Genomic DNA, 25,463 nt, shown 5'->3' with positions numbered 1-25,463 from the left:
CGTATTTGCATAGTGAAATCAGGAACCAGATTTGGTGAAGGCGTAAAGATAATACAATTTATTGAACCTTCTCCAAAATAATATTCCTAGCGTAGTCAGGCTGACAGGAAAACCGCACCAGATACCTATCGCTCCCCAGTCAAGAATGAATCCGCAGATGTATCCGATCGGCAAAGCCAGCCCGAAATGACAGAAGAAAGCCCTGTAAGCCATATACTTCACATCGGCTATGCCGCGTAGTGCATTGGCAAACAGTATTTGTAGTCCGTCTCCGAACTGATACAGGATAACCGACCACGACAGAAGGGAAACCATTGCCACCACATCATGTTCGGGAGTAAACAAATATCCCATGTTTTTATGGAAGGCGAGGATGAACAGGACAAACAGAACAGCCACTCCCATAATCAGATGTAATCCGGCAAAAGAAGCCTGACGGATATTCAGCCAGTCACTGTATCCTTTGAATACACTTACGCGAATTGTAACGGCGGCAGCTATCCCGTAATAGACCATGAATCCGAGTGTCGTGATTACGCCTAACACCTGATGGGCGGCCAGTGCGGTGCTCCCGATCCATCCCATCATAATAACACTCAGACTGAATGAACCCGTTTCAACCCCCATTAACAATCCCACCGGAAAGCCTAAACGTATCAGGTTGGAGAGGTTCAGGCGGTTAACGACTCCGTTTTTGAATCCGGTCAGGAACTCTTTATATTTTTCCCTTCGGGCAAATAAAACGCAGAAAACGATAAATGTAAGGATACGACTGACAAGTGTGGAGATACCTGCCCCGGTCAGTCCCATCTCCGGAACTCCGCATTTTCCATAGATAAGAAAATAGTTCCCTATAATATTCAATACGTTCGCCCCGAGCATGATCCACATCGGAGTAACCGTATCGGTCGTACCGTCGCTGAACTGCTTAAACGAATTGAACAGCATGGCGAATATCACCGAGAAAAGCTGTAAGATATAGTAGGGAACGATATATGGCATCAACTCTTCCGGCTGTTTTAAAATATCGATGTTCAACAGGAGCAGGAGCATCAAAGTACTTAACAATACCCCGACGATGAAGTTGATAAAAAGACTGTTCTTCAATGTCTCTCCGGCTTTGTGATATTCCTTGTTGGCATGCAAACCGCCGATAATGGGAGTGAGGCCGTATGAGAAACCCATCCCGAAGATAAAAGCCAGGTTAAAGAAGTTATTGACAAAAGAAGCGGCGGCCAGTTCAGCTGTGCTGTGATGTCCCACCATGATGTTGTCGGCAAAACCGACAATAATAATGCCCAGCTGCCCCAACATGATCGGGACACCCAGACGGATTGTTTCTTTATAATGTTCTTTGTAAGCAGAGAGTTGTATCATTGCATTCTTTTAGTCGGTTCATCAGCATAAAAGAGTGGTAAGTATCTGATGAGTTTTCAGAAAGAGGTAGGTCTAATTTAATTTAGAGGTAGGTCTAAATTGAATTACACGTACCTCTAAATTGATTTAGACCTACCTCTAAATATAAAAACATTGGATATTCTCCGGAAAGATGTTGTGTATTTTCCGGAAAAGGATCGTATTAAATTATTTCCACTGATTCGATAACCACATTTTCCAACGGGCGGTCCTGGCGGTTGGTCTTTACGTTCTGGATGGCGTCCACTACGTCCAGTCCTTCTACCACTTCGCCGTATACCGTATATTCGTTATCCAGAAAAGGAACACCGCCGATTGTTTTGTAAACTTCGCGCTGTTCCGGAGTCAGCTTGGCTTCCTCTTTGCGCTTTTCAGCTTCCAGTTCTGTTTTTCCGATCAAGGTATCACGGATGATGGCCAGTTCGGCTTTGTCGCCACTTTGGTAGGCAGCTTTGATTTTCGCTGCATTTTCTTTTTGCAGACGGGCGAAAATAGACTGTTTCAGGCGGCCTTCTTTCTGTTTTTCCATCTGGGCCAGTTCGCTGTCGGAATAAACTTTTCCGGTTACGATATAGAACTGGGAAGCGGAAGATTCTCTTTCCGGATTCACTTCATCGCTAGTACGGGCTGCTGAGAGTGCTCCTTTTTGTGGAAATATTTCGGATAAACGAATTCGGCAGGGACCGTATATCCCAGGTCGCCGGCACCCAGTTGTTTGTTCATCGGAGCATCTTTAGAGGTGACATCGCCACCCTGAATCATGAAATCCTTGATGACACGGTGGAAAAGCAGGCCGTTGTAAGTGCCTTCCTTTACCAGCTTGATAAAGTTGTCGCGGTGTTGCGGTGTTTCGTTGTATAATTTTAGTTTGATGTTACCCAGGCTGGTCTTCATCAGAACCTGTGTTTCGTTTGTTTCCATTTTTCGTTTCGTTTAATGATTATTTATCGACAATCGTCATTGTCTTGATCTTTATATTCTTTAACGGCCTGTCGTCCTCATTTGTTTCGACAAACTGGATTTTATCGACAACTTTCATGCCTTTTATTACTTCGCCGAAGACGGTGTAGGTCCCGTCCAGGTGGGGAGCGCCCCCTTCAAGCATATAGGCTTCCCGTTGTTCGGGAGTAAAGGTTTTATTATCTTTTTCCTCCATCTTGTCCAGTTCCATTTCCGTATAGAATTTTCCGGTAACGATGTAGAACTGTGTACCCGATGAGGCGCGTTCCGGATTCTCGTCGTCGCTGGTACGGGCGGCACAGAGCATACCGCGTTTGTGGAAATATTTCGGATAGACGATCTCTGCCGGGATGGTGTAACCCGGGTCGCCGTCCCCCAGATGCTGTTCGATAGGTGCATCTTTCGAGTTGATGTCTCCGCCTTGTACCATGAATTGTTTGATGACACGGTGGAACAGGAGGCCGTCGTAGCGCTTCTCTTTCACATTTTTGATAAAATTATCCCTGTGCTGGGGCGTGTCGTTAAATAACTTCACTTTGATCTTTCCCATGTCGGTATCGATCTGGACAAGGGTCTCAACTTCCTGCGCTTGCAAATGAAGGGATGACAATAATCCGATTAGGAGTAAACCTATAGCAAACAGCTTTTTCATCTTCGTTTTATTTTGTTATTAAGGCAACAAAAATAGTTACTTTTAGTCGTTAACGCAACCTTTTAACACAACCTTTTCATGCAATGCTTGTTCCTTACTGGTAAAACGTCTAAACAAAACACATTTATGAAAGCATTTGTTAAAGGAGCAGCTTTGTTGCTCGGGGTCGGACTGTTATCCACCCATGCTCAGGCTCAGAAAGTGATCATTAAAGATGAGGAGCCGAATTCAATCCTGTTTATTTCCCGTGATAAGGCGGGTGATGAAATTATCCGGATACTGAACGAAACCCAGAATCAGCGTTTCCATGAACCGGGCATTCCCCGTTTCCTGCTGACCGACCGTAAGGGGCGTTTCGCTCTCGGTATCGGAGGATACGTGAAGGCAACAGCCGAATATGATTTTGGCGGTATCTCCAAAGATATTGATTTCTATCCCGCACTGATCCCCAACAAAGGTGCGTCGCATGTCAGAAACCAGTTCCAGATGGATGCAACAACCAGCACGGTCTTCCTTAAACTGGTGGGACACACCAAACATTTGGGCGACTTCGTTGTCTATACGGCCGGTAATTTCCGTGGAAACGGTAAGGGCTTTGAACTGAGAAATGCGTATGCTTCCTTGCTGGGATTCACACTCGGATATGACTATGGTTCGTTTATGGACCTGGCGGCTATTCCTCCGACGATCGACTTTGCCGGTCCGAACGGGATGGCGATTTATCATGCTACCCAGTTCCGTTACGAACGTTCGTTCGGGAAGGATGGAAAGCCGGTGTCGGTGTGGAAATGCCGGTGGTGGACGGACTGACCAATGATAACCTGAGTATCGGTTCGCAACGCATGCCGAACTTCCCCGCCTATCTGCAATATGGCTGGAACTCTAAGAGCCATCTGCGTGCCGCCGCTATCGTCAGAAGTATGACCTATGATAACCTGGTTGCCAATAAAGCCGAATCGGAAACAGGCTGGGGCGTGTTGCTCTCCACCACATTCAACCTTTGCAGCAAAGTACAGGTGTACGGACAAGGTGTTTACGGTCGGGGTATCAGCCAGTACATGAACGACTTGAGTAATCTGAATGTGGATATTGTTCCCGATCCTGACAAAGCCGGACGTATGCAGGTTCTTCCGATGATGGGATGGTATGCCGGCCTGCAATACAATATTACTCCGAATGTGTTTGTTTCGAGTACTTACAGCCAGTCACGTTTGTATAGTGAAAACGATTATCCGTCGACTCCTTCCGAACAATACCGCTACGGACAATATCTGGTAGCCAACCTGTTCTGGAATATCACTCCCGACTTGCAGGTCGGTGCCGAATATCTGAGAGGATGGCGCACGGACTTTAACGACCAGACTCGCCATGCCAATCGTCTGAATCTGGCAGTACAGTATAGTTTCTAGTCGAACGGACAAAACCGTTAAAAGTCAAAGCGCCTCTTTGTCGTGTTGCTTTTTTGTATACCTTTGTGGTTATTGAGGGATAATTAAAGAGGCAATATGAATTTTCAGATGAGGCAGCTTGCGATTCTATCGCTGCTATTGTTATTATCAATATATGCGAAAGGAGAGAATACTCCGGTTGTATCTGCTCGGGATGCGGCCGGAGCATTCCCTTTTGAAAAGAAAGTTACCGGACGGGTTGTTGATTCCGGCGGTAAACCGTTAGCGGGAACAAATGTGGTGGAAGAAGGCACGACAAACGGTGCCGTAGCGGATGCGGGAGGTAATTACTCGCTGTCAGTGGGAGAAGAGGCTACATTGATCTTCTCTTTTATCGGTTATAAAACCAAACATATTCCTGTCCGCGAACAGCAATATCTGGAAGTCGTGTTGGAAGAAGATGTATTATTTCTGGATAATATTGTCGTAACCGCCCTGGGTATAAAAAGAAAAGAAGCCTCGCTGACCTATTCCGTCGAACAGGTTGATGGTGAGGAACTGAACCGGGTGAAAGACCCGAATATGATTAATACGCTTGCCGGAAAAGTAGCGGGGGTACAAATAAACAAGGCTGCTTCCGGCCTGGGCAGTTCTTCTAAAGTCCTGATGCGTGGCATCCGCTCGGTGGTAGGTAACAACCAGCCTTTGTATGTCATAGACGGTGTCCCTATTCTTAATTCTGCCAATGAACAGGCTTTTTCCGCTATTGGCGGTACTGCCGATGCCGGAAACCGTGATGGCGGTGACGGTATCTCTAATCTGAATCCCGAAGACGTTGAAAGTATCAGTATCCTGAAAGGCTCGCCGGCAGCCGCCTTGTATGGTAGCCAGGCGGCTAATGGCGTTATCCTGATTACAACGAAGAAAGGCAATCCGGATATCCGTAAGATATCCTTTTCAACCAGCCTGATGTTTGATAAAGCCTTTTGCCTGCCGGAGTTCCAGAACGAATACGGGGTGTCCGACAACGTGGAAAGCTGGGGAAAGAAAGCCGACTTGCCGGTATATGATAATGCGGGCGGATTCTTCAAGACTGGTCTGACCTCTATCTCTTCTTTTTCCGTAAGTGCAGGTAACAAGAAATACCAGACTTATTTCTCCTATGCCAATACAACGGGAAAAGGTATCATCGAACATAACAGCCTGTCAAAACATAATATATCTCTCAGAGAGACGGCTTTCCTGTTTGACGACCGTCTGAAGCTGGACGGAAGTGCTTCATTCCTGCGGCAAACAACGAAGAACCGCAATCCCAGCGGTGGCTTCTATATGAATTCGCTGGTGGGACTTTATCGTTTCCCGCGAGGTGTGGATATATCCGAATACAAGGAGAACTTTGAAGTATGGAACCCGTCCCGGAACCTTAACGAACAGAACTGGCATTCCGATACCCAGGATTTTGAACAGAACCCGTATTGGGTCACAAACCGTATCCGGAGCAAAGATTCCCGTACCCGTACGATCCTGTCGCTGAATGCCGAACTCAAAGTGACGGACTGGTTTAAGATACAGGCACGCGGCAGCCTCGACTATCTGTCGGATAAGGTGCGTCAAATGTTTTATGCCTCCACAGCCCCGGCTTTGTCCGGTCAGAACGGCAGGTATATCGAGGCGGATTATCAGGAGACACTTTTGTACGGGGATATTATCGGTTCCTTTGAAAAGAAATTCGGACAGTTTTCCCTGAACGGAGTGATAGGAGGGAGCATCAACGACAAGCTGGTGAACTCTCTGCGTTATGATTCGAAAACTGCATCATTGAAATATGCCAATGTGTTTAATGTGGCGAATATCATTATGGACGGTTCAGCTTATATCGACCAGCAGATCGATGCCCACCGTCAGTTGCAGTCGCTGTTTGCTACTGCGCAGGTCGGTTACAAGGACATTTTCTTTCTCGACCTGACAGCCCGGAACGACTGGTCGAGTACGCTGGCCTTTACTCCGAATGAAAAGAAAGGCTTTTTCTATCCGTCGGTAGGCGGGGCCTGGGTGATGAGCAAGATGTTCCGGTTGCCGGAATTTATTTCTTTTGGCAAGCTGAGAGCCGTATGGAGCAAGGTCGGTAACGACATACCTTTATATATAACAAACCCAGTTTCGCATGTGGGAGCCGGTGGCGAAATAGAATATGCCGATTCCGCCCCGTTTGAAAATATGAAACCCGAAATGACAACTTCGGTGGAGCTGGGTACGGAATGGCGTTTCCTGAACGACCGTATCAGTTTTAGCGGGACGTATTATAAAACGAATACCCGTAACCAGTTCTTCAAACTCCCCGCCAAGTCGGGAGACAAATATGCTTATCGTTATGTCAATGCAGGAGATATCCAAAATATCGGTTGGGAGGTCAGTGCCTCCGCATTGCCGGTTGTCGGTAAAGATTTCGAATGGAAATCGTCGCTGAACTATTCGACCAATAAAAATAAAGTGGTCCGGTTGCATGAAGAATTGCCAGTCTTTATTTATGGTCCGAGAGGTTTCTCTTCCAGCTATGCAATGAAGCTGGTGGAGGGCGGCTCTTTCGGGGATATCTATGGGAAAGCATTCCGCCGTGATGAGAACGGGCATATCCTTTATGAAACGGAAGGTGGCAAAAAAGGTCTGCCCCAGGTGGAAGGCGAAGGAAACCTGATTAAGGTTGGAAATGCAAATCCCAAATTCACAATGAGCTGGAACAATACGTTTGCTTACAGGAACCTGTCTCTTTCATTTCTGATAGACAGCCGTTTTGGTGGTGAAGTCTTGTCGCAGACGCAGGCCGATATGGATATGTTCGGCGTGACTCAGGTAACGGCTGATGCCCGTAATGCCGGCTTTGTCATGCTGGAAGGAAACAGGATAGAAGATGTAAAAAGCTTTTATAAAAATGTAGTGGGAGGACGTGCGGGAGTAACCGAATATTATATGTACGATGCGACCAATATCCGTCTGCGTGAATGTTCGCTCGGCTACGCTTTGCCCGGGAAATGGTTGGAGGCGACGAAGGCTATCAGGCAGGTTCACCTGGCTTTCACTGCCCGTAATCTCTTTTTCCTTTATAAGAAAGCCCCTTTCGACCCTGATTTGATTCTTTCAACGGGAAATGATAACCAGGGAATAGAGGTTTACGGTATACCGACCACCAGGAGTTTTGGTTTCAGTGTAAAATGTGATTTTTAATTCAGGAGTATGCAGATGATAAACAGAAAGATAGCAACCTTCCTTTTTATTCTTTTCCTGGTTTTCCCATCCTGTACGGGACATTTCCAGGAGATGAATACAGACCAGTCCGGAATCACCGATGAGGATATGACTGTCGATTTCAATAATCTGGGTATTCCGTTGGGAATCATTCAGCAGGGAATCTATTTCAATTATGATTTCGGAAAGGGAAAGAACTGGCCTTACCAGATTATGCAGAATCTGAATGCCGATATGTTCAGCGGGTATATGCACGATTATAAACCCCATAACGGTGGAAGCAGCAATTCCGATTATAACTTGCAGGACGGTTGGAATGGTACGAACTGGGGATATACCTATGCCTATATCCTTCCTCAGATAGATAAACTGGAAGACTCTACCCGTGTCAATTACCCGGAAGTCTACGCAATAACGAAGATTCTGAAAGTGGAGGTCATGCACAGAATATCCGATATGTATGGTCCTGTCATATATTCTACATTCGGAAACGACGACGGTGTTTATTCTGCCGATACACAAAAAGAGGCATATGATGCTTTCTTCCGGGACCTGGATATAGCGGTCGGGTTGATAACCGAACATCTCCGGAGCAAAACGATTGCTCCCGACCTTTCGGATTTTGATATTCTGCTGGACGGAAACTACACTTCCTGGCTGAAGTTTGCCAATTCATTACGGATGCGCCTGGCGATACGGATAGCAATGGCCGATCCTGAAAAGGCCCGCAATGAATTTCTGAAAGCGTTCCATAATCCTTACGGAGTTTTCGAAACGGTAAAAGACCGGTTGGTCGTTTCAATCCGGAACGGTTATCAGAATCCGTTGGGAGAAATAAACCGGATATGGAATGAAGTCTATATGAACGCATCCATGGAATCTGTTTTGAATGGTTACGAAGACCCTCGCCGTGAGTTCTTTTTTGAGCCCTGTGCGGAAGACACCGGAGAAACGGTTCTGCATGGAAAATACAAAGGAATACGGCAGGGTACCTGTTTTTCTCATTTATTATATGCATCTCATTCGAAGATATATGTGAATAAATCGACCGAACCCATATTGATGACTGCCGCCGAAGTCTGGTTTTTACGTGCCGAAGCTGCATTGAGAGGCTGGACGACGGAGAATGCCGGGGATAACTATCGCCAGGGAGTATCGACTTCATTTATCCAGTGGGGAGCAGGCGGTCTGGAGGATTATCTTCAGTCTGAACGCATCGGTGCAGATTATATAGATGCTTTTGACACTTCCAACAATATAGAAGCCCGATGCAAAGTCTCTCCCAAATGGATGAAACGGCCCCAAATGAAATCAAACTGGAGAAAATCATCACCCAGAAATGGCTGGCGGTTTTCCCGGAGGGTTGTGAAGCCTGGGCGGAACAGAGGCGTACCGGCTATCCCCGTCTTTTCCCTGTGAAAATAAATAACAGTAAAGACGGTTGTATCGATACGGAAATTATGATCCGGCGTCTAAACTTTCCTGCCGATCTGATCGATACGGATATCCCGCTTTACAACTCGCTTGTGAAGGCTTTGGATGGTCCCGATCATGCCGGGACAAGAATATGGTGGGATAAGGGGAGAAACTTCTAAAATATTAATATGTGTTAAATAAGAGCGAGGCACCCCTAGATAGGAAAGTGTTGTGTGTATCCTTTATAAACGAACCTGAAAAAGGTACTATTATTAAGGAAACATATGCAAGACACAGTAATCATATCTCTTCTTCAGAAGTACATAAAAGATCAATGTACGGAGCAGGAGTTGCGTACTTTACTTCAATGGTTGAAGTCTCCGGATAACCATATTGATCTCGATTTGGTTGTTCAACCGCTTTGGGATGCAATAGATAAGGATATGTCTCATCCGAATGAAGAAAGAGAAAATGAACTGCGCCGGGAAGTTTCTTCCTTGTTATCTGAAATAAAACAAAAGAATAAGTTTACTTCTAACTCCAGAGTTAGAAGTAAAAACCGTTTATACGGTTTTTACAGGGTTGCAGCTATTTTAATTCTAGCTTTCAGTGTGACGTTAGGTTTACTGAAAGTCCTTGATCGTCCGCAACCGGTTGTTACTTATGCGGAAAAAATGTCTGCGAAAGGTGAAAAGAAAAGTTTACTTCTGGCAGATGGTACTAAAGTAATCCTTAACTCTGATACAAAACTAATAATCCCCAGCAATTTTAATAAAGAGGAACGTATTATAGAGATGGAAGGAGAGGGATTCTTCGATGTGACTCCTAATCCGGATAAACCTTTCATTATAAGAAGTGGAGAAGCCCAGGTAAAAGTATTGGGTACCTCTTTCGATTTTAAATCTTATAAAGAAGATGAATTCATTAAGCTGACGGTGTCGACAGGAAAAGTCAGAGTAAATGTTGCCGACCAAGATCTCCAACTGGCCGTTTCACCGAATGAACATCTTTCAATCAATAAAATAGATGGAAATGTCCGTAAGGAAAGCATAGAGGAAAATAACTATATAAAATGGATACATGGTTCTTTATATTTTAACAAAGAACCGATCCGTGAAGTAATCAAAACAATCAATCGTACATATAACCGGAAAGTGATTCTGCAATGTCAAAATTGTGATTATCGCATAACTGGTACTCATGATAACAAGAGCATTGAGGCTGTTATTGAAGCTATCTGTTTTACAACAGGACTTCGAAGTAAACGTGAAGGAGGTAATATTATATTATATGAGAAACATTAAAGTCTAACACTAAAAAAAATAGAATGCCTATGATAAACATTTGATAGTAACGTATATGAAAAAAGCAGTAGTGCTGCTACACTACTGCCTTCACTAAATTTCAGCAGAAACCTTTAAAACAGTATTGAGCCACTGGGTTGTAAGGTGTTTCTGCCTGTCTTAACAAACATCATTTATTAAAACATTACAAATGTATGAATTATAATCTAATCTATAACAAGACTCTTATGCGAACTTCGTTAACCGTTTGTGCTATCGCTCTGTCGTCTCAGTTACTCTGTGCGGAAGGAGCTTTAGGGCAAAGTCTTAAAGAAAACGATATCACGTATGTGGTGAAACAAACGTCTGTCAGTGACGCTTTTGAACAGTTAAGTAAAATCACCGGTTTTAATTTCTTTTATGACGAATCTGTCTTAAAAGGATTAAAAAATGTAAGCGTACAAATTAAAGAAGGTACGATAGATACTATTTTACACGAATTATCCCGTCAGACGGGACTGTCTTTTAAAAAGATCAATAATACCATATCGGTCAGCAGGGGACAAGCTAACACTTCTTTTCCGGCTGTTGAACAGAAAGTGAAGAAAGTAACGGGTACTATTCGCGATAATCATGGTGAACCCATTATCGGTGCGAATGTGTTTGTAAAAGGTACAACGAGTGGTACAGTGACGGATATGGATGGTAATTTCTCCTTGGAAGTTCCGGAGCAGGGTACTTTAGTTGTCTCATATATTGGTTATCTGACAAAAGAAATGCCGATAGGAAAAGGACAACAAAATGTGGAAGTTGCATTGATTGAAGACACCCAGGCTTTAGATGAAGTCGTAGTAGTCGGTTTTGCGAAACAGAAGAAGGCTAATCTGACCGGTTCCGTAAGTAGTGTTAAAATGGATGAGGTGATGGGAGACCGTCCGGTTCCGACTACAGGTGCTTTATTACAGGGAGCGGTTCCGGGTTTACAGGTTACTTCCGGTAGCGGTGAACCTGGTGGCGGTTTGGATTTTAATATTCGTGGTACAACGAGTATCAATGAAGGTGAGCCTCTTATACTTGTCGATAATGTCCCGTTCTCCGGTTCGTTGAACTTACTCAATCCGAATGATATCGAATCGGTTACAGTCCTGAAAGATGCAGCATCAGCCTCTATCTACGGAGCCCGTTCTGCTTTTGGTGTTATCCTGATTACAACCAAAGGTGCTCAGAAAGAACAGAAGGTACAGCTGACATACAGTAATAATTTTTCTTTTTCAAAACCAACGAATTTGCCGGTAAAAGCAACTCCGCTTCAGACCGTTCAGGCATATTCCGATATGGGTTATATTACTTATTATTCCGGTCAGACAGTCGATACATGGCTGGATTTACTTCATGAATACGGCTCTAATCCGTCTGCTTATGCGAATGGATATGCTGAGATCGGTGGTATGCGTTATCAGTTGGCACAAACGGATATAATGAAGGATTTCTTATCGGAAACAGGTTTCCAGCAGAAACATGATTTTTCTGTGAGTGGGGGGACTGAGCGTTCTTCATACCGTATTTCTTTGGGATATACGGGGGCCGATGGTATTATGACAACCGATATGGATAGTTATAAACGTTATAATGCGAAAGGTTTTATCAGTTCGAAAATAACAAATTGGTTGACTGGACAGTTGGATCTTAGTTTCTATAAGTCGGATAAAGGTATGCCCAGCGGTGCAAATTATGCCAAAGCTGTATGGGCACCGTCCTACAACCCGACAGGAATGATTACAATCAATGATGAGGAATTGTATTCTGGTACGGCAGGTAACCTGACTCGTCTGGGAGGACAGAACACGAATGCGATCTCTGATACGCGTGTTTTTGCCAAATTGATAGCAACGCCGATTAAGGATATGGTTCTTAATGCAGAGTTTACATACGATAACCTGAATGAAACCGAGACAAAGTATTCAAAACGTACCCGTTTTGCTAATTCTGATAAGTTCTCGGAAGAATACACATCTGATTATTCAACATATAGCCGTCAACGTGCTATTACAAATTATACGGCTTTGAACATTTACGGTTCATACGCTAAAAGTTTTGCCAATAATAATTTCTCTTTATTATTGGGATACAATCAGGAATCCAATCATTATGATTATTTGAAGGCTGAAACTTCAAATATGATCAATGATGATATGCCTTCGATATCTCAGTCTGTGGGTGTACAGAAAGCGTATGATAAGTTTACTGAATATACGGTGATGGGATTTTTCGGACGTTTGAATTATGATTTTGCAAATCGTTATTTGCTTGAACTGAACGGGCGTTATGACGCTTCTTCTAAATTTCCGTCGGGTAGCCGCTGGGGCTTCTTCCCTTCTCTGTCTGTGGGCTGGAGAGTGATGGAAGAAAGTTTTATGGAGCCATTGCGCGATTATATTCCGGAATTTAAGATTAGAGGATCAATCGGTACGGTTGGTAATCAGAATATCGATCCTTACCAGTTTGTGCCAAGTATGGAATCTGAAAAGTCAAAATGGCTAGATAATAATACACAGCCTATTACTCTGAAGCAACCGGGTTTGGTGAGTGGAAATTTCACTTGGGAAACAGTTCGTACTTTAAATCTCGGTTTCGATATCAGTGCCTTGAAGAATCGTCTTTCTGCCAACTTCGATCTTTTTCGTCGTGATACGAAAGATATGTTGACTAGCGGATCACAGTTACCTGCAACTTTGGGTGCAACAGCTCCTTTACAGAATGTTGCTGATTTGAAATCTACTGGTTTCGAATTGGAATTAGCATGGCGTGACCAGATTGGTAAAGTGCATTATAATATAGGTTTCAATTTGTATGATTACAAAGCCTATATTACAAAGTTTAAAAATAATGTAGCTGGTGTGATTCGTACTTCTGATAACAAAACGTATGTAGAAGGACAACAGCTAGGGGAAATATGGGGATATGTAACTGATCGACTGTATACGGTCGATGACTTTGTCGAAGGAACTTTGGATGCCAACCTGAAAAATGGTACCCTGAAAGACGGTATTCCTCACGTGGAAGGTGTGAAACCGAATCCGGGAGATATGATGTATAAAGATTTGGATGGCAATGGTATCATTAATTCAGGAAATGAAACGATTTATGATCCGGGTGACCGTAAAATTATCGGAAACAATTCATTACGTTTTCAATATGGTATTAATGGTGGCTTGTCATGGAATAATTTCAGTTTCTCCTTCCTTTTGCAAGGAGTCGGAAAGTGTGATAAATGGTTGACCAACGATTTGATCTTCCCGTATTATTATGAATTCGGTACAATTTATGAACACCAACTGGATTACTGGACTTCCGAAAATACAGGAGCTTTCTTCCCGCGTTTGTATGAAACAGGGATGAGAAATACGAACTATGCAGCGAATGTGCGTGCCCAGACAAAGTATCTGACTAACGGTGCTTATCTGCGGGTAAAGAATTTGACACTGGGATATACGATTCCTCAGAGTGTTATTTCTAAAATTGGTATCAATAACCTGAGAGTGTATGTTTCTGCAGAAAATCCGTTTACATTCGATCATATGCCTAAGGGGTTGGATCCGGCAGTTGAAAGTAAAGCGAACGGATTGGGTTATCCGTTTATGAGTTCGTATGCTTTTGGCTTCAGCGTAAGCTTGTAATTCTGTATTATTATGAAACTATTAAAAAGAGAGAATATGAATTTGAAAAAATATATCGTATTACCGGTTATTGCTTTAACCGGTTTGGGATTGACGGGATGTTCAAGTGACTTTTTGGATAAAATCCCTTTGGACCAGCAGACTGAAGCTACTGCATTTAAAACGAGTGATAACTTCAAAACGTATGCCTGGGGATTATATGAATATTTCGACGGATTTCCAACCGATGGAGGGTATACTCCGGCTAATATATCGAGTGAGTATGATACGGATAATATCATTTATGCTAATTCCGGAGGAGAGTCTGATTATGCATATCAGTTAAAGAAATTACCGGCAACCAGCGATTCCTGGAGTTTTACGTATATCCGTCGTGTTAATATAATGTTGCAGAATATTGATGGTTCTTCCATGAGTGATGTCGATAAAGACACTGGAGAAGTGTCGGTTACTTTTTCAGAGCGTTACGTTATTTCGATATGATGGCTGCTTATGGCGATGTGCCTTGGATCGACAAAGTGCTGAGTGATACGGATACGGAGGATCTTTATTGTGAACGTACTCCGCGAGACGAAGTCGCTAAGCATATCCTGGAAGATCTGCAATGGGCGGAAGAACACATCAGAGAAGATGGTACAGGAACAAATACAATTAATGTTCATGTGGTCAGAGCTCTAATTTCACGTTTCGGATTATTTGAAGGTACCTGGCGTAAATATCATGGATTGAATGATAGCGAAACGTATTTAAGAGCTTGTGCTAATGCTTCAGAAAAGTTGATGAGTGCTTATCCTTCTATCATGCCTAATTATGATGACCTTTACAACTCCGAAGAATTGGTCGGAAAAGCAGGTGTGATCCTGGTAAAACAATATGAAACGGATATGGTAACACATAGTATTACACGTGTTATCCGTTCTTCAGCCTGGTATGTCGACCTGACAAAAGATGCAGTTGACAGCTATTTGTGTTCAGACGGACGTCCGGTTTCTACCAGTAAGGTATATGAAGGTGATAAAGATTTGAATGCTCAGTTCCGTCATCGTGACCGTCGTTTATATTGGACGGTAGTTCCTCCGTATAAAGTGAAATTGACTGGTGCTGCCGGAACATCATTCGGTTGGGAGCATACCGGAGTGGCCAGCGATCGTGAATATATTGACTTTATGGAAGAAATAGGTGGTTCGGCAACGGGTAAGAGCTTGCCGGTTTCTAACTTCGTCGGCTATCAGGTTTCTGGTTTTCCACACTTCCGTAACTATCCGAACGGACAGGGATTTCTGGTTACTCACTTAGGTTTCTATTTCTGGAAATATTATAACCGTCACGTCGATAATATGGCGTTGCGTTCCTCTACGGTCGATTATTTGCTTTTCGGTATAGAAGAAGTAATGTTGAATTATGCTGAAGCTAAATTTGAATTGGGCGAATTCTCTCAATCTGTAGCTGATGCCACTATTAATAAACTTCGTGTTCGTGCGGTTATTCCTGCTATGAATGTTTCGGAAATAGATGCATCCTTTGATTTAAACAGAGATTTGAGCGTAGATCCTGTTTTGTGGGAAATTCGTCGTGAACGTCGTATCGAATTGATGGGTGACGGTTTCCGTTTCCGTGATTTGAAACGCTGGAAGAAAGGAGAATATGTGAATAAACAACCATTAGGTGCATGGGTAAAAAGCAGTGACTATGGTAGTAAACTCAATATTCTTGGAGGTGCTGATGAAGGATATTCTATCCTGTTTGCCAAACCATCAGGTTGGTTGGAAAAATATTATCTGGAACCGATTCCAACACAGGAAATTGCCTTGAATCCTAAACTAAAACAGAACCCCGGTTGGGAAACCGCTGAATAAATAACATCAATTACTACTTTAAAGGTTGTTTCCGGACAATGTTGTCATAGGGACAACCTTTATACTTTAATACAAATATTATGAACACTAGAAAATATTTATATATTGTTGCTTTTATTTTTCTATTTGCCAATGTTTCATTTGCTGCTAAATGGAAAGCTAAACATGTCGTATTGATCGGTCTTGATGGTTGGGGCGCTTATAGTGTGGAAAAAGCTGAAATGCCCACCGTGAAGAAATTAATGGCTGAAGGTTCCTATACCTTGAAAAAAAGAAGCGTGCTGCCTTCTTCCAGCGCAGTGAACTGGGCTTCTATGTTTATGGGGGCCGGTCCTGAACTACACGGATATACGGAATGGGGGTCACGGACACCTGAACTGCCGTCGCGTGTATTGAGTAAAGACGGCATATTTCCAACAGTATTCGGCCTTTTACGTGAATCGGATGCCAAAGCGGAGATCGGTTGCGTTTGCGAATGGAAAGGTATTCGTTATGTGATAGATACACTGGCATTGAGTTATGACAAACATGTAGCGGAAGCATCGAAAGAACCGGATGCGACAGCCCGTTATGCAGTCAATTATATCAAATCGGCCAAACCGAACTTGTGTGCGGTTATCTTTGATAATCCGGATCATGTGGGGCATGCAGACGGACATGATACTCCTGAATACTATAATATGTTGAAAGTTCTGGATGGCTATATCGCCAGATAGTAGAAGCTGTTAAAGAAGCCGGAATATTGGATGATACGATCTTTATTGTTACATCCGACCACGGAGGAATCAAAAAAGGACATGGTGGTAAGACTATGCAGGAAATGGAAACAGCTTTCATTATTTCCGGAAAAGGAATCAAGAATGGGTATGAATTTACAGAAAGTATGATGCAGTTTGATACAGCCGCTACTATCGCTCATATTTTTAACCTGAAACAACCGCAGGTATGGATCGGCCGTCCGATGGTACAGGTTTTCAAATAACATGAGAAGCTCGCGTCTAAAAATAAAAGTACGAATGAATAATCATATAAAAATAAGTTTGGCTTTGCTGTCGGTACCTTTGTGTCAGGCAGCAGCTAAAGAAAATAAGAATGACCGTCCGAATATCGTTATTATCTATTGTGACGATATGGGGTATGGTGATATAGGAGTGACCGGGCATCCGGATATAAAAACACCCAATCTGGACCGAATGGCTCTGGATGGTATGCGCTTCACGAATTATTACAGTGCATCGCCGGCTTCAACGGCAAGCCGTTATTCTTTGTTGACGGGACGTTATCCGGTTCGTGCCGGTTTCCGGTGGGTCTTGAGTCCGGATGCGGAGAGAGGTATTCATCCTCGGGAATTGACAATAGCCGAACTTCTGAAGGAACAAGGTTATGCTACGGCTATTTATGGTAAATGGCATTTAGGTAGTACGAAGAAAGAATATCTGCCTTTGCAGAATGGTTTTGATGAATATGTCGGCCTTCCGTATAGCAATGATATGATTCCCCCGAAATATCCGGATATTGCTTTGATGTGTGGGAATGATACGCTTAGAATGAATCCGGACCAGTCGGAACTGACGGCCCTTTACACGGAAAAAGCTATATCGTTCATTAAGAAACATAAGAAAGAAAACTTTTTTGTATATGTTCCTTATGCAATGCCCCATGTCCCGTTATATCCCGGAAAAGCTTTCATAGGCAAATCCAAAAGAGGTACTTACGGCGATGCTGTGGAAGAAATCGACTGGGGAGTGGGAGAAATTTTGTCTGCTCTTAAAAAAGAAGGAATAGACAAGAATACGATTGTTTGGTTTATGAGTGATAACGGTCCCTGGTTGCCCCGGAACGAGGAAGGCGGTTCGGCCGGTATCTTCCGTGACGGTAAAGGCAGTACCTGGGAAGGAGGGGTCCGCGTACCTTGTTTTGTTAGCTGGCCCGACCATTTGAATGGGCAGGTGAATGAAGAAGTTATTACTTCCATGGATGTTTTCGCTACATCCGTATGGATGGGAGGGGCAACAATTCCAACCGACCGCGTTATTGACGGAAAGAATATAGCTTCTTATCTCGGATACGAAAATGTGGTTCCGAAACCGGAAACTCCGTATTTCTATTTTGGTATCGACCATCAGCTGATGGCGGTACGTAAAGGACAATGGAAGCTGCATGTAAAAACATACAGCCAATTGGGACTGGATTATTTTAAAGGAGAATTACCGTTACTGTTTAACATTAATGCCGATCCTTCTGAGAAATATAATCTGGCAACCAAATATCCGGAGGTTGTGAAGGAATTGACCTCCTGATAGAAGAAAAGCTGGAGGAAGTGAAAACGACCGGTGATTTTTTCAGTAAAAACTGAGTATTATTTGTATAGGATAAAAGCTGCTAGCAACAGGCTTATAGAAATGCCTGCGTGCTTGCTGAAATAGACTTTTATGAATTTGAGTGCCTCAGAAATATGTTCCTGTACGGTGTTGACTGAAATACCTAATTCGGCAGCAATTTCTTTATGAGACATACTTTCGATACGGCTCATATTAAAAATCTTTTGACGTTGCGGGGGGAGTTGACTGATTGCATTCTGGAGAATCATCTGATATTCAGTATAGATGATTTTGGAGTCAATCGCTTCTTCCTCCGTAATTTTTTGTGCAGACAGTATTTGTTTCACTTTCTCATCAATATCGATATCCCGGAAATAATTGAGTATGCGGTTCCGAGCCATCGTATAAAGGAAAGAAGAAAAGGACAACTCCGGATTGATAAAGGAGCGCGATTCCCACAAACGGATAAATATTTCCTGTACAATGTCGTTCGCTTCTTCTTTCGATTTGAGCAGATGGAGGCAAAAATAGTATAATTTATCTTTATAGCGCACATATAACTCACTGAAAGCCGCTTCATTGTCCCGAATGAGTAGTGTGGCTAATTCTGTGTCTGTCTTTTCTTTGAAGTTCATGTACACAAATTCCTAATTTGAGACAATATTACGTTTTTTTCTAGAATAAAAGAAATTCCCGGCAGAATAACTGAAAAATAGTAATTCCACCGGGAATTTTATGTAATGTTTCTGTTTTATCAGAACAACTTTTCAGGATATTCACCGGCATCAACCAGTGCCTGGATCTTGTCGACTACTTCCTGGCGGTCTTCCGGATATGTGACACCGAACCATTTACTGTTTGTATCCAAAACTTTTACAGTGGCAGTTTTGTCACTGATCAGTTTGTCAACCATCAGCGGGATGAAGAATTCACTTTTCAGGTTTTCCATGTTTTTCGGATCACTCAGGAAAGTTTTGAAGAATTCATTGCTGTAAGCGAAATAATCAGGAGTAAAGCCCCAGAAATTCATGCTGACCGGAGTTGTGTCGGGAGTAGCTGTCCATTCGCCGTTGTCGTCGATATATTTTACTTCGCCATCTATACGCTGGATTTTGGTACGCTCAACGACTGATGTCAGCAGTTGGTTTTCGTCCGTACCGCAAATACCGCGTGAAACGGTTCCGCTTTCGCTCAATGTATTTCCTACACGGAAACCTACCATTGCATAGGTGTTTTTTGAACCGTCAGGCAGTGCAGCCAGATACTTGCCCATTACCTGGAAAGAGTCGCGGCCGTAGAAGTCGTCGCAGTTGATTACAGCGAACGGTTCGTTGATCACACCGTCACCCATCATTACAGCATGGTTTGTTCCCCACGGTTTTGTACGTTCCGGCGGGCAGGTAAATCCTTCGGGGAGGTTATCCAATGCCTGGAATACTAATTCACAAGGAATATGACCTTCATATTTTGAGATGATCTTATCACGAAAATCCTGTTCAAAATCTTTACGGATAACAAAGACAAGCTTTCCGAAACCAGCCTGAATAGCATCATAGATTGAGTAATCCATAATTGTTTCTCCGTTAGGACCTAGTCCGTCCAATTGTTTTAATCCTCCATAGCGGCTGCCCATACCGGCTGCCAATAGAAATAATGTAGGTTTCATAATTCTTTTATTTTAATTAGATAGTGTATTTTTCATTTTGCTGACAAAGGTAGAAAACTATTTACGAACAGCAAGACAATATTCTCCTGATTTGAGATGCCGGCCGAAATAAAATATCCTTACCCTGAAAAATTCACTTCACTTCCAGTACAACGATGGATTTGGCCGGAATATTGATTTTCAGCTGCCCTTTCTCCACTTTTTACTGTATTTGTGGTGTATCGATGGCATCCAACTTCCTCAAAGTTTCCAGCCTGAAAGCACCGGGCCAGGCCACCAGCCATGAATTGATCCGGTCGAAATGAGGCGCGGCATCCCAGTTCCAGTGACTTTGCAGATAGGCTTCATTCTGGGAACCGACAGGGCGGACACGTCCGTTTATCACCAGTGTTCCGTCGGATATCAGTTGGCAACCGTTATTCCAGATGGCAATCGCTTTTTCTTTCCACTGGCTGTCTCCCGTCAGTTTCGTCAGTTCGAACCATTCCGGCACCCAGAACAAAGCGTATGGGTCCAGGTGATGATGCTGCACGGAAACAGAAGTCGCACCGAAGGTCTTATAGTTGTATTGGGTGAAGTTGTCGTTTTCCGGATAAACGCCGTTATAATGCCACAACCAGGTAGACAGATAATAGGAGACGGCAACGGCATCATCGAGGTATTCTTTGTTGCTTGTCAGGTTATACAGCATTAAAGCCGAGCGCAGGAGGGAAATGGATGACTCCTTGTCGATACACCAGGTATCCAAAGCCCCGGCCGTAGAATATCCTTTTGTTTTCAGCTCGCTCACATAATGATCGTAAGCCCGGGTTGCGGAAGATAAATAGGTGGAGTCTTTCGAACGCGTGAATGCTTCGAGCATGGGGGGAACCATGAAACAACCGATAGTCCCTTCCCGGTAGAAACATTCTCCGTTCGGATACCAGCCGCGGCCATATACTCCGTTGTCCTGCTGGTCGTTTCTGACGAAATCGCAGATACCGAAAGCCAGGCTTTCATAATCCGGTCTTTCCAGTCCGCAGGCTTTCACCAGTTCAGTCGCTTCGAAATAATTCAGGGCGGCCGTTCCCAGGTTGCAGGCATCTATGACGACATTGTCGATCTGGCTTCTCTGGCCGGAGATACGGTCATAGTTCGTGATAAAAAGTCCGTTGGGCAGCCGGCAGAGTTTTGCCCATGCATCGAGGGTGGCTACCCCTTTGTCCAGAGATTCTTTGTTTTTATGTTTGATATAATCGAAAAGCAGTGAATTGGCAAAAGACGCATTTTGTCCGCACCAACCTATTTCGTATCCTTTCCGTTTACTCCATTCCCCGCTTTTATCCGGCGAGAAACCGATTGTAAATCCACTGAAAGCACCCTCTTTCGTCCAAAGATATTCTTTAGCATACCGGAGGCCCAGTTCCCATATTTTGGCGGGTGGATAAATAGCTGTCTCTTGTTTGTCGGCACGTTCCCAGGCTTCGTGCAAAAAGTTATGCATGGCATAATGATGAGGCAGCACGTCGCAGACGGAGAGATAAGCGGTCAATGTAACCGTTTCCCCTTTGGATAATTTTTCCTGTTTCTGATATCCCGGTTTGTAGCGGTCCCTGGCTGCATACATGACCGGCATTTCTTCTTCCGGCCAGATAAGCCGGTGGGTAGTGGTCTCCCTGTCCGGCATCAGGGAACAGGAGATACTCTCTTTTTCATTCTGGGGGACGTCGCTCCACATGGCAACGGCAAACCGTGTCCCTTCCGAGTAGGTTGCTCCGGGAATAGGTGTGCTGCGGTAGGAATAAGTTCGCCATTTCCCGTTTTGCTGTGCGCCTTTGGGTTCTTTTCCCCGTCCCCAGTTGTTTCCGTTGTAAGAGACGGAAGGTATCATCCAGTAGTCGGAGGCGGATTTGTGTACGAAATCCAGGTTAATCCTGGCTGTTTCCATGTCTTCCAATGCTGTGTATTGGCAGGTGATCTTAAACGTACAGGAATCGAGCATTTCAATCTGATCTGTACGGTCCATTCCTTTTGTTACGGAAGGGTTCAACTCTCCGACAACCGTTTTTCCGGACATGAGAACCATTCTGTCATCCTGGTTTTTCCAGTGATATTTATCAGACTGGCAGGACAAAAGGATGAAGCATAGAACGAAATAGAATAAGTGTAGTCTCATAAATATGTGATTTTGTCTAAAGTCTTCATTCTAGCAAGGTTACTGCCAACAAATGTATGTAAATATCAGGACAAAGCCAAAGGAAATGATTCTTATTTTGACAGAAAGAGTGTAATTGAGTAAATTAATTTATCTTTGCCTTTGAAAACGAATGCTACTCATTGATTTTAATGGATTATGGAAGAAAATAAAAAACTCTACTCACAGAATGCTATTGCTGTGGCGACCTTTTTCGGTGGTCCTTTTGCTGCCGGTATCCTGATACGGAAGAATTGTATTGCTTTGGGCAATGAAAGACAGGGATTCAATGCCCTGGTAATCGGTATTATTGCAACATTTCTGCTTTTTGGCGGAATTTTAATGATACCGGAGTCTGCTATGGAAAAAGTACCGAATGCTTTGATTCCGACAATTTATACAGCCATTATTTATGTGATTGTAGACAAATTGCAGGGGAAAGAGCTGAAAGCTCATAAAGCAGGGAATGGCCTGTTTTATTCAAACTGGCGGGCTACCGGGGTAGGGGCTGTTTGTTGTTTAATACTTGTTGCGGTCATCTTGGGAGGTCTTTGGCTGGGTACAAAAGACTGGGACAGTGACCGCTATAATGCAAAGATGGAACGGTTTGAACTAAATGAGTCTCTGGCAATCAGGCTTTATGATATGATAGAAGAGAAACCGGTAAAGGAGGTTGTTGAATTTATAGAAGAAACCGGTATTCCCAAATGGAAAGAAAATATCGATTTGGTAAAAGAAACAAATGAAATCCCGGATATCCCTTCCGAGTATGTGAAATCCAACAAATTACTGATTAAGTATTGCCAACTCCGTATCCGAATATACGAGATGATAGCCAAATCGCTTAACGAAGATACGGATGCTTATTCGGAGGAATTAGATAAACTGGGTATAGAACTGGAAAAGGTTATGGAGCAATTAAAAGAATAAAGATAAGGGAGTGCCTCAAAACGTAGAAGCACTCCCTTTTTACATTACAGCAACTTGAAATCTGATCGTCTATTCAATTTCCGGTCTGTCGCCGCCGCCGTTGCCACCGCCGTCATTTTTGGTAACAATCTCTTCCTTTTTCTCGAAATTGGCATCTTTACGAGCTTTACGCAAGGTCGCTCCCGGACTGAAAATGATTCGTGGAATTTTTATCATATTGGTTTGAAATTCCTCTTTTTCAGCAGCTCCGGTAGAACCAACTCCATAACGGAAGTTCCCGAATTCACCGAACTGTACCCGTCGTCCGGCTGCCAAATGTTTTTTGATCAGGTAGTTCATACGGTCCATAACCCCTTTTACCTGGTTAGAAGGAATACCGGCTTCACTGATCTCACCCAATAATTCTTCAAATCCTACCAAATCCGAATAAACCGGTTGTGCATATAACTTTTTCGGGGTTTCTTCTTTGTCTTTCCCCATGTTGTTACGTTCGACTAAACGATACTTTACTGACATAATTTTAATTTTTTAAGTGTTAATAGAAATTACTTCATCTGTTTTCGAAAACATTACAAAAGTAACTTCCAGCCGAAACACAAAAACGGTTTAGATGGAGATAGATGGGTTTAAAAGGGAATAGGAGGGAATGGAAGGGTATAGAAGTTATTTTTTATATTTTACCAGCATAATTACGGGATTTGAATCTTCTTCCAACTCCGCAGCAATTTCATTCAACTTCCCTTTTAATTGCCCTTTTTCGTAAGCCTCAATAAGTTCGTGAGGTTCTAATTTTTGACAAAAGGCGATTTCACTATTTGTAGTTTCCTGCATAGTTAAGTTCACGGGGACTTTTTCAGAAAAATCATCATTGAATACAGTATATTCGAATAATGTATTATCTATTCTGTCATACATTAAATGTGTCTTTGGGAATTTCTCATTTCTTAAAATGTCGGCATTCATCGTTACTGTTTCCATAAAATAGTAGCGATCGGTAAATATACATGGTAAAAGGAATACGGCTGGTTTCATCGATTGTATAGATGGTGTTCTGGCTATGAAAGGAGTCAGATTGTAATCCGGTGAGAGTTTGAATATCGTATCGGACGAGGGTTCCGTTAGCAACCAACTATCATCGTAAGGAACGATAGGATAAAGACGAGGGGCACCCCCTGCATTTCCTGCGCGGTTGGTTATTCCCCATTCTACTTTCTTCTTAAAATAGATTCGAAAATCTTTGGCAATGTTCCCGTCTTGTTTGGAAATGATAACAAAACGTTGGTTATCCGTTTTATTTTGTATCTGGATGGAAGGAGATTCCCTGGCAATCAAATAATCCTGGTTGTAATTCGTTGCATTAATCCATTTGTTATCGTCTCTGGGGATACTTTTTAAAAAATTCCCCTGAAAATCATATACCAGAACGTTTCTTATTATTTCATCAATATATATTTCACCGCTGTTATCATCTATGAAAGCACTTAGGTTGAATATATATTCCTCAGAACCTTGCCCTTTCCGGTTAAACTTTCTCAAACCTTTGCCATTTCGGTCGAAGATAAAGATATCGCCATCGTTGATGACATTTTTTACTAATATGATTTCTTTACCTATGGCTTGTACGATGCCTTGACAAAGAAATTCGTCCGTGGATTCTAATGCAATATATTCCACATCCATAATATCCTGAAGAATTAACTCTTTTAGAGGATATTTTTTACTAACGTCAATCGTAATAAAAGTATCCGGTATAGTAATAGCATCAGAGTCTTCCTTTTGACAACCAGATTTTTTGTTACCACCGCATCCAGCCATTATTGTCAGGAACATAACTAAGATTGTATAAATGCTTTTCATATTACTTTAATTTCATCAAACATATAACCGGATTATCTTCTTTACTTATATTTTCACTGATAGATTTCAATTCAGGTATTTTTGCTTAATCACCTTGCTTGTAAAGATATAAAAAACTTCTTACCTATTGAAAATATTATGCCGAATGAAATTTATTTTCTGTTTTGAATTAATATCTTGACCTCTTCCCGCATTTCCCGGATAGCCGTGCTTTTCACTTTTGGCTCCTTTTCCAGTACGGCATTTGCCGCTTTGAGGAACTTGTCTTTTTGAAAGAATCCTGGTTCTGAGTAAAGTTTGGTAAGCAGGTAATACGGATAGATCCGTTCCGGTAACATGTCGATCGCGTGCAGCAATAAATTTTCCGCTTTTTGATAGTTTCCCATCGACTGCTCATTTTTTGCCGCCATATAATGTATCATCGGATCACCGCTCAATTTCATTGCCCGTTCCAACAACCAGTTCGCTTCTTCAAACCGTTCCGATTTGCTCAGGCACTGTGCTGCCTCGAACAGCAACTCCGGTTTATGTCCCATCAACGGCACCAGTTCCTCATATCCTTCACCTGCCGCCTCATAAGCCTTACTATTATACAACATCTTCAACGTATTCCATTTTTTATATC

The 25,463-nt window shown here is 42.9% G+C and carries 13 protein-coding genes and 5 pseudogenes; 9 read left to right on the top strand and 9 right to left on the bottom strand.

The features are described 5' to 3' along the window. Positions 1-18: 18 nt before the first annotated feature. From DXA15_RS14515 to DXA15_RS14505, 3 genes and pseudogenes are all read right to left on the bottom strand, one after another. The gene (locus DXA15_RS14515) at positions 19-1,377 is read right to left on the bottom strand and encodes an MATE family efflux transporter (RefSeq protein WP_128134475.1); all 1,359 of its coding nucleotides are present in this window, start codon (positions 1,375-1,377) and stop codon (positions 19-21) included. A 202-nt stretch (positions 1,378-1,579) separates the two neighbouring features. After that, a pseudogene (locus tag DXA15_RS14510) lies at positions 1,580-2,337 on the bottom strand (peptidylprolyl isomerase). A 19-nt stretch (positions 2,338-2,356) separates the two neighbouring features. Further along, complete coding sequence (locus DXA15_RS14505) at positions 2,357-3,028, bottom strand: peptidylprolyl isomerase (protein ID WP_046146671.1); 672 nt, start codon at positions 3,026-3,028, stop codon at positions 2,357-2,359. A gap of 126 nt (positions 3,029-3,154) precedes the next feature. On the opposite strand from DXA15_RS14505, the pseudogene DXA15_RS14500 reads away from it, so the two are divergent. From DXA15_RS14500 to DXA15_RS14465, 8 genes and pseudogenes are all read left to right on the top strand, one after another. Further along, positions 3,155-4,437 (top strand): annotated as a pseudogene (locus DXA15_RS14500) (DcaP family trimeric outer membrane transporter). A gap of 96 nt (positions 4,438-4,533) precedes the next feature. After that, on the top strand, positions 4,534-7,638 hold the full coding sequence (locus DXA15_RS14495) for a SusC/RagA family TonB-linked outer membrane protein (RefSeq protein WP_128134474.1): 3,105 nt from the start codon (positions 4,534-4,536) through the stop codon (positions 7,636-7,638). A gap of 9 nt (positions 7,639-7,647) precedes the next feature. Then, positions 7,648-9,254, top strand: a pseudogene (locus tag DXA15_RS14490) (SusD/RagB family nutrient-binding outer membrane lipoprotein). 105 nt (positions 9,255-9,359) lie between these two features. Next, a complete protein-coding gene (locus tag DXA15_RS14485; RefSeq protein ID WP_128134473.1) occupies positions 9,360-10,379 on the top strand; it encodes a FecR family protein in 1,020 nt (339 codons plus the stop codon). A 227-nt stretch (positions 10,380-10,606) separates the two neighbouring features. After that, on the top strand, positions 10,607-14,035 hold the full coding sequence (locus DXA15_RS14480) for a TonB-dependent receptor (protein WP_233567288.1): 3,429 nt from the start codon (positions 10,607-10,609) through the stop codon (positions 14,033-14,035). Positions 14,036-14,071: 36 nt separating this feature from the next. Then, a pseudogene (locus DXA15_RS14475) lies at positions 14,072-15,891 on the top strand (RagB/SusD family nutrient uptake outer membrane protein). An 80-nt stretch (positions 15,892-15,971) separates the two neighbouring features. Beyond that, positions 15,972-16,873, top strand: a pseudogene (locus tag DXA15_RS14470) (alkaline phosphatase). A gap of 34 nt (positions 16,874-16,907) precedes the next feature. Continuing rightward, complete coding sequence (locus tag DXA15_RS14465; protein WP_233567287.1) at positions 16,908-18,191, top strand: sulfatase; 1,284 nt, start codon at positions 16,908-16,910, stop codon at positions 18,189-18,191. Positions 18,192-18,250: 59 nt separating this feature from the next. On the opposite strand, the gene DXA15_RS14460 is transcribed toward DXA15_RS14465, so the two are convergent. The 3 genes from DXA15_RS14460 to DXA15_RS14450 form a co-directional block, all read right to left on the bottom strand. Continuing rightward, the gene (locus DXA15_RS14460) at positions 18,251-18,847 is read right to left on the bottom strand and encodes an RNA polymerase sigma-70 factor (protein ID WP_128134471.1); all 597 of its coding nucleotides are present in this window, start codon (positions 18,845-18,847) and stop codon (positions 18,251-18,253) included. Positions 18,848-18,966: 119 nt separating this feature from the next. Next, complete coding sequence (locus DXA15_RS14455) at positions 18,967-19,878, bottom strand: hypothetical protein (protein WP_007652694.1); 912 nt, start codon at positions 19,876-19,878, stop codon at positions 18,967-18,969. 202 nt (positions 19,879-20,080) lie between these two features. Further along, a complete protein-coding gene (locus DXA15_RS14450) occupies positions 20,081-22,033 on the bottom strand; it encodes a hypothetical protein (protein ID WP_233567286.1) in 1,953 nt (650 codons plus the stop codon). 177 nt (positions 22,034-22,210) lie between these two features. Here DXA15_RS14450 and DXA15_RS14445 point away from each other — a divergent pair, with 177 nt between their 5' ends. Continuing rightward, positions 22,211-22,981 (top strand): hypothetical protein, encoded by a 771-nt coding sequence (locus tag DXA15_RS14445; RefSeq protein ID WP_128134470.1) that lies wholly within the window; start codon positions 22,211-22,213, stop codon positions 22,979-22,981. A gap of 69 nt (positions 22,982-23,050) precedes the next feature. On the opposite strand, the gene DXA15_RS14440 is transcribed toward DXA15_RS14445, so the two are convergent. The 3 genes from DXA15_RS14440 to DXA15_RS14430 form a co-directional block, all read right to left on the bottom strand. Beyond that, on the bottom strand, positions 23,051-23,497 hold the full coding sequence (locus DXA15_RS14440; protein ID WP_128134469.1) for an HU family DNA-binding protein: 447 nt from the start codon (positions 23,495-23,497) through the stop codon (positions 23,051-23,053). Between the two features lie 147 nt (positions 23,498-23,644). Then, positions 23,645-24,838: a 6-bladed beta-propeller gene (locus DXA15_RS14435; protein WP_128134468.1), complete on the bottom strand. Its 1,194-nt coding sequence runs from the start codon at positions 24,836-24,838 to the stop codon at positions 23,645-23,647. 152 nt (positions 24,839-24,990) lie between these two features. Beyond that, positions 24,991-25,463 (bottom strand): CDC27 family protein (locus DXA15_RS14430; protein WP_233567285.1); only part of this gene is annotated, 473 nt, incomplete at its 5' end.

Source organism: Parabacteroides sp. AM58-2XD (genome assembly GCF_003463685.1).
Lineage (GTDB): Bacteria > Bacteroidota > Bacteroidia > Bacteroidales > Tannerellaceae > Parabacteroides > Parabacteroides segnis.
Note: the sequence above shows the minus strand (reverse complement) of the source record. Positions and strands in the feature narration are given on the sequence as shown.